General features: G+C 30.0%; 9 protein-coding genes, 2 pseudogenes and 1 other annotated feature. Of the genes and pseudogenes, 5 read left to right on the top strand and 6 right to left on the bottom strand.

Translation table 11 applies throughout. From position 1 onward, the window contains the following. The first annotated feature begins 548 nt into the window (after positions 1 to 548). Positions 549 to 965, top strand: coding sequence for a DUF5412 family protein (locus KVH43_RS05520; RefSeq protein ID WP_218283845.1), 417 nt, complete (start codon positions 549 to 551; stop codon positions 963 to 965). A 201-nt stretch (positions 966 to 1,166) separates the two neighbouring features. Next, positions 1,167 to 1,610: a hypothetical protein gene (locus KVH43_RS05515; protein WP_218283844.1), complete on the top strand. Its 444-nt coding sequence runs from the start codon at positions 1,167 to 1,169 to the stop codon at positions 1,608 to 1,610. A gap of 55 nt (positions 1,611 to 1,665) precedes the next feature. Here the strand turns inward: KVH43_RS05515 and KVH43_RS05510 are convergent. Together KVH43_RS05510 and tnpA are read right to left on the bottom strand one after the other, a co-directional pair. Then, positions 1,666 to 2,004 (bottom strand): annotated as a pseudogene (locus KVH43_RS05510) (DUF4158 domain-containing protein); the annotation flags it as partial. A 90-nt stretch (positions 2,005 to 2,094) separates the two neighbouring features. Further along, positions 2,095 to 2,288: pseudogene (tnpA, locus tag KVH43_RS05505) on the bottom strand (IS200/IS605 family transposase); the annotation flags it as partial. A 173-nt stretch (positions 2,289 to 2,461) separates the two neighbouring features. Between tnpA and KVH43_RS05500 the strand changes: the two are divergent. Beyond that, positions 2,462 to 2,761: a hypothetical protein gene (locus tag KVH43_RS05500; protein ID WP_218283843.1), complete on the top strand. Its 300-nt coding sequence runs from the start codon at positions 2,462 to 2,464 to the stop codon at positions 2,759 to 2,761. A gap of 797 nt (positions 2,762 to 3,558) precedes the next feature. On the opposite strand, the gene KVH43_RS05495 is transcribed toward KVH43_RS05500, so the two are convergent. Then, complete coding sequence (locus KVH43_RS05495) at positions 3,559 to 4,026, bottom strand: QueT transporter family protein (protein ID WP_218283842.1); 468 nt, start codon at positions 4,024 to 4,026, stop codon at positions 3,559 to 3,561. Positions 4,027 to 4,233: 207 nt separating this feature from the next. Further along, positions 4,234 to 4,435 (top strand) — a binding site (T-box leader). Positions 4,436 to 4,481: 46 nt separating this feature from the next. Here KVH43_RS05495 and tyrS point away from each other — a divergent pair. Further along, on the top strand, positions 4,482 to 5,708 hold the full coding sequence (tyrS, locus tag KVH43_RS05490) for a tyrosine--tRNA ligase (protein WP_218283841.1): 1,227 nt from the start codon (positions 4,482 to 4,484) through the stop codon (positions 5,706 to 5,708). A gap of 133 nt (positions 5,709 to 5,841) precedes the next feature. Here tyrS and KVH43_RS05485 read toward each other — a convergent pair whose 3' ends face one another. Then, positions 5,842 to 7,011, bottom strand: coding sequence for a class I SAM-dependent methyltransferase (locus KVH43_RS05485; RefSeq protein ID WP_218283840.1), 1,170 nt, complete (start codon positions 7,009 to 7,011; stop codon positions 5,842 to 5,844). A gap of 359 nt (positions 7,012 to 7,370) precedes the next feature. On the opposite strand from KVH43_RS05485, the gene KVH43_RS05480 reads away from it, so the two are divergent. Further along, entirely contained in the window at positions 7,371 to 8,729 is a 1,359-nt protein-coding gene (locus tag KVH43_RS05480) for a chloride channel protein (protein WP_218283839.1), read from the top strand. 32 nt (positions 8,730 to 8,761) lie between these two features. Here the strand turns inward: KVH43_RS05480 and KVH43_RS05475 are convergent, their stop codons facing one another. Together KVH43_RS05475 and KVH43_RS05470 are read right to left on the bottom strand one after the other, a co-directional pair. After that, positions 8,762 to 11,218, bottom strand: coding sequence for an EAL domain-containing protein (locus tag KVH43_RS05475; protein WP_218283838.1), 2,457 nt, complete (start codon positions 11,216 to 11,218; stop codon positions 8,762 to 8,764). A 50-nt stretch (positions 11,219 to 11,268) separates the two neighbouring features. Further along, positions 11,269 to 12,282, bottom strand: a complete 1,014-nt coding sequence (locus KVH43_RS05470; RefSeq protein WP_218283837.1) for an alpha-hydroxy-acid oxidizing protein — start codon at positions 12,280 to 12,282, stop codon at positions 11,269 to 11,271. Between the last annotated feature and the right edge of the window lie 57 nt (positions 12,283 to 12,339).

Here is a 12,339-nt window from a genome sequence, read left to right as displayed (position 1 = left end):
GGGCATCAATCTTATTTTAGCTGGAAAAACAAAGTAACCCGCAGCGATCTGTATTATTAGAAGTCCTAAAATAATAAATAAAAATTTAAAAATAAAGAAATAACCACTCAAACTTAGCCCTCCCTATGAAAATACAAATATATACTATAATAGTATATATTGCATGAAAATACAAATATATACTATCACAATATATATTGCAGTTGTTTTCTCATCATGAACGGCATGTCCTATAAGATACAATGCCGTTGCTAATTTTTCCTTACTTGGGGTAATAACACATAGCCATCAAGCTAAGGAATTTAACTTCCTTTAATTCTAATATTTCGCCTGCATCCATTTTCATTGCTATATCTGCCAAATCAATTCTTTTGTACATAGTAGATTTTTTTGCTTGATGGCTATGGGATACGGCCACGATTCGTGTAAAAAGTGCAATAACAAGTAAAAAATTGGAAATAATCGCCTTGGATTATGCTATAATAGGCAGTAGATATTTTACGTTAAACTAATGCTTATTATCATAAACTTTCACTGGAGGGTAAACAATGTATAAACTATTTAGTTTCAAAAAGATACTACTATTAATATTAATAATAATATCATTACTGATGCTAAAGTACATATTCAATAATATAAATGATATTTTTTGTATTGCCGAGAATGAGATTATAAAGAAAGCAACTTGTCCTAATAATAAATACATAGCTATAGGATTTATCAGAGATGCTGGAGCTACAACGAGTAAAAGTCCTCAAGTTTCAATACTTAAAAAAGGAGAAAAATTTACAAATCATAATGTAGGAAATGTTTTCATCGGAAATCATTCAAGTTTTATAGATATTAAATGGGAAAATACCAAAACATTAATTATAGTTTATAAATGCGAAGAATTTAATGTTATAAAAAAAAAATACTTGTCAAACAATATAAAAATCAAATATAATCGAGTAGAAGGTAATTAATTATTTTAATTACTGTCCTCTCACACCACCGTGCGTACCGTTTTGGGTTTTGTTTAGTATAATGAAGATATAATATATTTATGAGATGATTTAATTGAAATAGAAAAAGCAACCATTAAAAATTTATAGTATAAGAAGATTGTGATATAGTAGGAATGTATATTATACGTTAACCTAATGGTTAAGGAGATCTTTTAAATTATGATTGAACTGATTGTATTACTATTATTTATTATTTTTAGTATGACATTATTGATTACTAAAAAAAAAATCATTCTTAAAGATTTTTATTTGATAATTTTATATTTTATAATCTGTTGTTTAATTAGTGTTTATAATGGAAACATCAAAAAAATATTTATATATACCTTAGTGCTATGTTCAGTTTTGCCATTTTTTAAAGATAGATATAGCATTTTTATGATAAATATGTCAGAAATGTTAAGAGCTACAGAAAATTATTTTATTGAAAATAATATAAACTATAAATTAATTAAAGTAAATAAATTTCATAGTGTATTGAAATTAAATAACTATAAACAAGAAATAATCTTAAAATCCTTATGTTTTTGGGGTAATATAAAATTTAAAAATTATAATGTGGTAGAAATTTCTAAAATATTAGATAACTTTCATGAAGATTAGTTTTATTTGCAAATTATAAATGGTTTCTATGAAAATCATAACCCCCCCTAAACCATTAATAATCATCTCTATTTGAAGCTTCTGCTCTTTTGTTAGAAGCAGGCAATATTAATTTCAAAAGATATTCATAGGCTTCATCAGCGAAATTTCTATAACCATAGGTTTCCCGTATTTCCTGAAGATGTTCACGTCTAGTATTTTCTCTTTGAGCATAATATTTTAATTCTATTGGGTTAATACTTAATTGTTCAGATATATAATTTAGAACTGAATTAGGTACATCACTTATATCATTTAAGCTACAACCTAGATTCCGTAGCATTCCTAGTTGAAGAGCAAAACCTATTTTATTATAGTCTCTCCTATGATGGTTTATAATTTCTAAGTCATGATCTGTAAAAGTATACTATTTTTCTATTTCCCACTAACTTATATTCTGTGGTCTTTGAGTAAATTCAAGTCTCTGTTCTTCTGTTAACAGCTACCCATTTTTATATCCCATAAATTGCGATACACTTAATTTAGGAGGGATTTCCACTAACATATGTATATGATCCTTACATGCATTAGCTTCTATTATTTCTACTCCCTTTTGTTCACATACCTTTCTTATTATTTTACCTATATCCGTTTTGATTTTCCATATATTATTTGTCTTCTATATTTTGGTGCAAACACAAAATGAAGAAGTTAAAATAACAGCAATATGAATACTATAAATGCTAAAAAATGGAATTGAATGTGGTATAATAGAATAGGATAATATACGTTAAACTAATGGTTAATGATAAAAGTATACATATTCATAAATAGATATTTGAAAATAAAAAAATAGAAAGAAAGTGCAATGAATGAAGACTCTTAAAATAACTATAATAATAGTTATCTTAATGACAGCTATATATAATAAGGATATACATAATGTAGGCATAGATAATATAAAGACAACTACTGAAGACTTTTATGGAGAATGGATAGTTCAGAAAAATATTACTCCTAAAGGAATACCTAGTATTTATGGCAAAGAAGATATTGTTGAAATGTTAGGCAAAAAGATAGTCTATTCCAAAGAAATAGCTAGTTATGCCGATCAAATATGTGAAAATCCTTTTTATAAAAAAATGATAGTGAAAGATGATGACTTGATATAATTGTGGTACGAAATGGAGTGTTTTTAGAACTTAAAAGAATTAAATAATTCCAAAGATTCCTACCATTACCACTTGCATAAACAGTTTTTACCTTTCACCCAGGGAAAGGAATGATTATAAATATGAAACCACAGTTTGCAAATGTAATATTTCATATTCTTATAGATATTTCTATAGTTTTGGCTGTTATTGGGGTATCGTATAAGTCTATATTTGATTGGACGTTTCACTTATCCTTTTTTACATCAAAAAAAGATAACAGTTACAATAGAAAAGCGGCCCAAAAAGGTGTCTTGTTTATGTTTTTAAGCATACTTGTATTAACTTTAGGTTTTATTATTCATTTTATTTTCTTGAAGTAAAATGATATTGATTTAAAACAAGGAGTTGTTATAAATGGCAGTTGTTCAAATACTTATTGTTATATTTTCTTCTTTTTTGCTTGCTTCTGGTTTATTTATATTATGGATATATAAAATAGATTTTCTTTTTTTCAAATCAAACAATAACCACGATAAGAAAAATCAAACAAAAAACGCTAAAGTGATTGTTTTAATAAAATTGACATATTGTATTTTGTTAATTATTTTTTTATTCCACCGATCAATTACCAAACAATTTTTTTATGTGATAACTGGTATACGAAAGATATTTTTTTAAAAAAACATAAAGAACTATGCGATTTATCTCTTGTTTCTGTAAAAAAGATAATAGTAGGAAAATGGTACGAGCAGGATGTAGAATTATGCTGGAATGAGAGAAATAGGAAGGGCCAATTTTTATTTTCTGACGGCCCTTTATGCTTTAAAAATTTTATCCTTATATCGTTCTAAGGTTAACATTAATGGATATCCTAATCCATAACAAGCAATCAATTGTCCTAATGTTACCCAACCCATTGTAATAAATAATGGCAAATCATAAAGGTAATTTAGAATAAAGCCTATTATGATTCCATTTACAATAACAGGTGGCATGGGTACTAACCATTTCTTTGGCATCTTATAAGATAAAAATGCCGCAATAAGTGTAGCTAAGCTTCCAAATACAATATCAATCATTCCCCCACCGCCATAGATGTTCGCTACAATACATCCAACATACAATCCTGGAATAGCAGCAGGTGTAAACATCGGCAATATTGTTAAGGCTTCTGATATTCTTACTTGAATTTGCCCATAGCTAATAGGTGCAAACGCAATAGTAAGTACAGCATAAATAGCCCCAATCAATGCTGCCTGCACTAAATAATTTGTTTTTTTCATTTTTTCACCCTCCGTAGTTTTGTTTAATGTCAGGATATTGCGAACTGACATATGTCTTATTAAATGACAACCTTCATATTAACAGTTTTGTATTAGCTTGTCAATAGAATGAAATATTTTCCTCAATAATTTTCTCTTAACAATTTATTTCACTATCTTGTCATAACACACATACTTATGTTAATATGGGATAGAATAGTTGTATAGTAAAAAACAATGAAGGCTTTTAGTAGTCTGCTATGGTTACAATTTCAGAGAATAGACTGGTTGCTGAAAAGTCTATAGTACATAGTAAGATGAATTACAGGCTGGAGTTTCGAAGCTAAAAACTTCGACGGTTCCCACTCGTTATCGTGGTTAGAGGCTTTATGCGAATTAAGGTGGTACCACGGGTTTTCTCGTCCTTAGGATGATAAAACCCTTTATTTTTTTTATAAAAACAAGGAGGTTTTAGCATGACAAATGTTTTTGATGTACTAAAAGAACGTGGATTTATTGAACAAACTACTCATGAAGATGAGATTAGAGAGCTTCTTGGAAAAGAATCCGTTACATTTTATATTGGCTTTGACCCTACTGCTGACAGTCTACACGTTGGTCACTTTCTACAAGCCATTACAATGATGCATATGCAGAAGGCTGGTCATAGACCCATTGTACTAATCGGTGGGGGAACAGCAATGGTAGGAGATCCTACTGGAAAAACAGATATGAGAAAAATGATGACACCAGAGACAATAAAACATAATGCAGAATGCTTTAAAAAGCAGCTTTCAAAATTTCTAGACTTCTCTGAAGGAAAAGCGATAATGGTTAATAATGCAGATTGGCTAATGAATCTTGAGTATATTCCTTTCTTAAGAGAAGTTGGAAAGCATTTCTCTGTAAATCGAATGCTTACAGCAGAATGCTTTAAAAGCCGTATGGAAAAAGGATTGTCCTTTCTTGAATTTAACTACATGATTATGCAATCTTATGATTTCTTAGAGCTTCATAGAAAATACAATTGTAAAATGCAACTTGGCGGCAATGATCAATGGTCTAATATTCTTGGTGGAGTTGAGTTAATAAGAAGAATAGATAGTAGTCCTGCTTACGGTATGACCTTTACGTTGCTTACAACAAGTGAAGGAAAGAAGATGGGTAAAACAGAATCTGGTGCTATTTGGCTTGATCCTGAAAAAACATCTCCATATGATTTTTATCAATACTGGAGAAATGTAGACGATGCAGATGTAGAAAAATGCTTAAGCCTTCTTACATTCCTTCCAATGGATGAAGTCAAAAAATTGGGTTCTCTAGAAGGAGCAGCTATCAATAAAGCAAAAGAAATTCTTGCATATGAAGTAACAAAGCTTGTTCATGGTGAAAAAGAAGCGAAAAAAGCACAAGAAGGAGCAAAAGCATTATTTGGTAAAGGTCCTGCAAGTGAAAATATTCCAGCTACTGAAATACCACGTTCTGAATTTGCAGAAGGTATAGGGCTTATGGCACTTCTTACAAAGCTTAAGCTTACTTCATCAAATAGCGAAGCAAGAAGATTGATTCAGCAAGGTGGAATAGCTTTAGACGGCAAAAAAATTACAGATATAAAGCATATAGTTAAAGAAGAAGATTTTAAAGATGATACCATCATGATTAAAAAAGGCAAAAAAGTATATCATCAAGTAAAATTAGTTTAAAGTAACAGCATCAAAAAAAGCAAGTATATCAATATCCATTGATGTACTTGCTTTTTTTTGCTTGTGGATAAAAACCATTTGCTATTACATTCTTGTGGATGAAATCATATATTTGTCCTATATATCCACAAACTCACTTTAACTTTTTAGATAACCTTTCCCCTAAAGCTCTTTCAAAATACGGATCAATACCCCAAAATTCTTTCATTCTTTTATATTCCTCTACTACTTCACGAGAAGCTTTATTAGCTTTTACAGCCCTAATGAGTAAATTCTTAGGAGTATGTTCCATATCGATAAATTCTAATATCTGTGTTTGGTAACCCATAATCTCTAATATATTTGCTCTTATACTATCTGTAACAATAGCTGACATTCTTTCTTTTAAAATACCATGTTTTAGGATAGGCTTCATAATGTCATTATGAATTTGACCAAGCAATTCATGCTGACAGCAAGGAACAGATAAAATAACTTTCGCATCCCATTCTATAGCCTTTGTAAGAGCTGCATCTGTTGCTGTATCACAAGCATGTAGAGTTACAACCATATCTACTTTATCAACCCCTGTAAAATGTTGAATATCTCCAATCATAAATTTTAAGTCCGCATAGCCCAAATCCTTTGCAATTTCATTACAATGCTTTATAACATCCTCTTTTAAATCTAATCCAATAATCTTTACATCAAGCTTGAATAACTCCACTAGATAATGATATAAAGCAAAGGTTAAATATGATTTCCCACAGCCAAAATCAATAATATTGAGTCTTCCATCTTTCTTTTTAAGCTGCGGCATTATATCCTCTACCATTTCTAAAAAGCGATTAATCTGACGAAACTTATCGTATTTCTTTGCGAGTACCTTTCCTTCTTCATTCACAACACCTAAGCGAAGCAAAAAAGGCTTTGATAAATCATCAGATAATATATACCTTTTCCTTCGATTATGCTCTAAATTGGTAGGTTTTTTAGTAGGAGGCTTTTTTAATATTTTTACTTTAAACTTTTTACTAATAAGTATTTGATAATCTGCTTTGTCAGTAAAAAACTGTCCTTGCTTAAATTGCTCAAATAAAAGCATCACCTTTTTAACCATTTCTTCTTCCTTTAAATTTTCATGAAGCACTTTCTTTTGATAATAGTATGTAAACTGATAAACCATTTTTTCTTTCAAAATAACAGGACGGATAGTTACTTTATGATACTTTTCCGTGTCTTTTTTTCTTATGTTGCTTAAAACACAATAGATCAAAGCTTTTTCCTTTAAAATCTTTTCTATCAATTCATGTATTTTATCCATATTTAAAAACCATTCCTTTCATTTTGAATAAAGATCATAAAAAATAAGTTCATTTTATATTCAAATACATATTATATATTTTGTCCAGCTAAAAACTTTTCAATAAAATTTTATAATCAATACAAGTATACTAAAATATAGAGGAAAATAGCAAATCAAGTTATTTAATATTTTTTTGAAGAATATATTCTATTTTTACACTTTACAATATTCATAAGAGGTATTAATATATAATGGGTGATTGGATAATTTATGAAAAATTTACAGAATATTTACAGAATAGTCCACCACCTACTTTCATATCCAAACATATATTATTAAATAAATCTTTTTTCATAAGTTCGGAGGTGATAGCTTTTATGAAAAAGAAACTTAAAATGGATCTTGTTGAGCAAACGGTTCTATTAATCAGTGCCATCAAATGGATTACACTAGCTATATTTGCAGGTCTAGTTGTAGGAAGTGTTACAGGTCTTTTTCTAAAGCTCCTTCATTTAGGAGAATATCATGCAACCAAATGGAATAATTATTACATATTGATGCCTGTTGCATTCTTTTTAAGCAGTTTACTTATTACAAAATTAGCTCCTGATGCAGAAGGACACGGCACAGAAAAGGTTATCGAAGCAGTTCATCAAAAATGTGCTAAAATTGATATCAAGGTCATTCCTGTCAAATTGCTTGCAACACTTATTACTCTACTATCTGGTGGTTCAGCAGGAAAAGAAGGTCCTTGTGCACAAATCGGTGCAGGAGTTGCATCCTTTTTTTCAGATTTATTCAAAATAAAAGAGCCATTAGACAGAAAAAGATTTGTTATATGTGGTATCAGTGCTGGCTTTGCAGGAGTATTTGGAACACCTATTGCTGGAGCAGTTTTTGCAGCAGAGGTTTTATATGTAGGTAAATTTTCATATATTGTTCTTTTACCTTCTTTGATTGCTTCTTATGTAAGCTGCCTCGTAAATAAAGCTTTAGGGGTATGTCATCCTTCTTATGTAATCTCTTTTAATGCTTCAAATGATATAAAAATGTTTTTCAATATGCTTTTATTTGGTGCATTTATGGGATCTTTGGCAATGCTTTTTATACGTGTTCTAAATATAATTGAAGAAGCCATATACAAAATAAATATATATAAGCCTTACAAAGGAATACTAGGTGGACTTATACTAGTTTGCATAGTTTATTTAACAGGAACTAAGGATTATATAGGACTTGGTACAGATGTAATCAATAAAAGTGTTTTAGGACACCCTGTCGGCGGATTAGATTTTCTTCTTAAAATGTTTACAACCTCTGTTACATTAGGTTCTGGAGGTAGTGGAGGAATTTTAACACCTATATTTTATATCGGTGCAACAGCTGGTAATGCTTGGGGACAACTGATGAATGAAAATATTGCTCTATTCTCTGCTGTAGGTATGGTTGCCTTCTTAGCCGCATGTGCTAATACCCCTATTGCAGGAATTCTAATAGCAATGGAGCTATTTGGCATTGAGGTAGCATCATACGCATCTATTGCTGTAGTAATTGGGTATTTGATGGTAGGGCATAAAAGTATATATCCAAGTCAAATTATTGTTAGTAATAAATCTCCTTCAATGGATACAGAAATCAACTGTGAAATAGGACAACTACAAAAAGATCCACGTATAAAAATTAAAAGTAAAAACAAGTTCCTCGAAAAGCTTCACGATATTAATAAAGGTGCATAAAAAATACAGATAGGTCTCACTATCTGTATTTTTTAGCATATTTTTTTCTTTTCTCGCATCATCTCTTCCATTTCCATAACAGGAAGAGGCTTACTAAAAAGATATCCCTGTACCTTATCACAATTTAAGCTTTTTAAAAATTTAAATTGCTCCCATGTTTCAACACCTTCTGCAACAACCGTTATATTCATGCTATGTGCCATATCAATAACAGCTTTTACAATAGCCTGCTGATGATCATTTTCAGTAATATCATCTACAAAGGCTTTGTCAATCTTTAAAACATCTATTTCTAATTGTTTTAAATAATTTAGAGAAGAATATCCTTTCCCAAAATCATCTAATGATATACGAATACCTAATTTTTTCAAAGCGTTTAATATATTGTTTGTAAATTCAAAATCCTTCATAATAGTATTTTCTGTAATTTCAAGCTCTAAACAAGAAGGCTTAATTCCTGTCTCCTTTAAAATGCTCTTGATTTTTTCTAAAAAATCTGGTTGCTGTATCTGAATAACAGAAAGATTAACCGATACGGTCATAGCTGGATATCCCAGCTCTTCCCACGATTTAATCTGCCTGCACGCATTTCTTAAAACCCATTCTCCAATAGGTATAATCATTTTTGTTTCTTCTGCTATTGGAATAAAACGGCTCGGAGGAATCATACCTTTTGTAGGATGTTTCCATCTAATCAATGCTTCTACACCTGTAATCCGTCCTGTATGCATATGTACCTTAGGTTGGTAGTAAACCATAAATTCATTTCGCTCAACAGCATGTCTTAAGTTGTTTTCCATTTCTAATTTCTCTAACATTTTTTCATTTAGATCAGATGTATAAAAGCGATAACTGTTTTTTCCATTATTCTTAGCAGAATACATTGCTGTGTCTGCATTTTTCAAAAGTATATGAGGAGTTTTTCCATCTCTTGGGTATAAGGTAATTCCAATACTAACCGTAATATAAAATTCACGATCATCTAAAATCCACGGATTTTGAAAAGATTTTATAATATTTTCTATAATTGCTACTAGCTCCTGTAAATCATCTACCCTCGGTAATACTGCAACAAATTCATCTCCTCCTAAACGAGTAACAGTAGATTTTTCTCCTAAATATTTTTTGAGTAGTCTTCCTACATTTTTAAGGAGTAGGTCTCCAAACGTATGACCAATTGTATCATTGACCTTCTTAAAATTATCTAAGTCCATATACAACAATGCTAGCTTCCCTTGGGTAAGCTTTGCATCTTCTAATGCTATAGACAATTTCTCTTCAAATAATACTCTATTTGGCAGTCCCGTCAAGCTATCATAATAAGCCAAATAATGAATTTGCTCTCGTCTTTTTAAAAGCTCCTCTTCCCTACATCTTATATTTTCCTTCATTTCATTTATTGTTTTTGCAATATCAGAGAATTCATCCTTTGAATCTATTTCAATACGATGATCATACTGCCCCTCAGCAATCATCTTTAATCCATAATTTATCATATTTACTTTTTTTATTACACACTTATCAAAAAATTTGGATGTAATAAAAAATGTAATCAATATAATTAGAAAAGATATCCCTATTGCAAAAGCAAAAACATCACTCTTGTTTCTTTCTAATGCTGAAAAATCATATACCAACTCAATATATACTTTTTTCGTAAAATCATGACCCGCATCGTGGAATTTAAAAGCATGATAACTGTGATACAATCCATCCTTATAAATATAAATTTTTTCTCCATTTTTCAGTTTATTTATCAGCGATGGAGCTTTATCAAATTTTTTTCCTGTATGTAATAGTGACCAACTATTTACTTTATTATGAGAATATATATCAATCCCTACTAAATATTTGTTATCCTCTATAAATGAGTGAAATAATCTTGAAAACACAAATTCATAATATTTCTTTGGATAATATTTTTTTACATAATCTTTAATGTCTACAGAAATCGAAATAATATAATCACTTTCCTTTGGACTATAATAAGTATACCTGTTTAATATTCCTGTATTACTAGAAACAGTAATGCTCTGATGCTTTACCTTTCCCTGCCCATATATGGATTTTAAAAATCTTTCAAAGGCTTTTCCTATTTTAAAAAGATTAAAATTTTCATCATAAGGAAAAGATGTGTAAATAACAGTACCTTCCTTGTCAATAATATAAATTTCTGATACGGAAAATTTTTGTGCTAGCTTTTTCATTTCATCATTAGTTATATTGCTCTGATTCTTTATTTTTTTCTCTAACGCTTTACTAATTGCTAAAATATCCCTCTCAGTCTTTTCTTTCAATTCTTGATCTATAGTCAAAAGCATTGTATCAAAAGCAAATAGTATCTCCTTTGATTGATTAATAATGTCTTGTTTTTGATCTTCTAATATATGATCTATTTTATTTTCAACATAATTATCAATCATAATAGCTAACAGAATATTGGAAAATACCATGGCTAAAATTAAATAAATTATAAAATTTTTCTTCATAATATCTCCTCAAAATAAATCTATTAATGATTTATTTTATCATGATCAGTTTAAAAAATAATCTCCTGATTAATTTCCTTCAAATTCCTACATCCTGTCATAATCATTCCTTCTACCAACTCTTTTCCTACCTTTTCTGTATAAAGCTTCACACCTTCTGCTCCACCACCATAAGCTGCAATAGCATAAGGTCTTCCTATTAAAACAGCATCTGCACCTAGTGCTAATACCTTTAAAACATCTAATCCACTTCTTATTCCTCCATCAATAAATATTTTCATCTTTCCTCCTACAGCTTGTACAATCTTTGGAAGTACTTCTACAGTAGCAGGTGTATGATCTAATACTCTACCTCCATGATTTGAAACAACAATTCCATACGCTCCTGCCTCCATAGCTTTTAATGCACCTTTTACTGTCATAATACCTTTTATAATAAATGGAAGACTTGTAGCATTAATAATCTCTTTTAATTCCTCTACTGACTTTGGACTAACAGGCTTGCCAGCTTGAGCTAATATAGAAAGTCCTGCTACATCTATATCCATAGCTACTGCAGGTACATTTTTGCTTTCTGCTGCTCTGAGTCTTTCAAGGATTTCATTTTTACTCCAAGGCTTTATTGTAGGGATTCCTATACTATTATTTTCTTCAATGGCATAAAGAGGCTCCATAAAATACTCATCCTTTACACCATCACCAGTAAATCCTATAGTACCGGCTTCTTTACATCCCTTAACAATTGCCTTTGCATACTCATAATCTGTTAATTTTTCACCATAGCATGGAATCAAACCACCAATAGGAGCTGCAAAAATTGGATACTTGAATGTTTTTCCAAACATTTCTATAGAAGAGTCTACTTTAGATGAATGATAAATAGTATCCATATTTAGCTTTATTTCTTTTAGCTTTTCAACATTTCTTATAAATCCTAAACCCGAGCCTTTTCCTCCAACACCAGGAATTTCACCTCTACATGCCTTTCCATTGCATTCTGAACAAACTCTACATCTAAAATCAGGAATTTTTTTAGCATTTTCTAAAACCTTTTTATAATTCACAGCCGTACCTCCTATTCATATTTTACTAAAGCTTTTTACTATAGTTTATCATAAAAT

The organism is Crassaminicella indica, assembly GCF_019203185.1.
Lineage (GTDB): Bacteria > Bacillota > Clostridia > Peptostreptococcales > Thermotaleaceae > Crassaminicella > Crassaminicella indica.
This window is presented reverse-complemented; position numbering and strand designations above follow the sequence as displayed.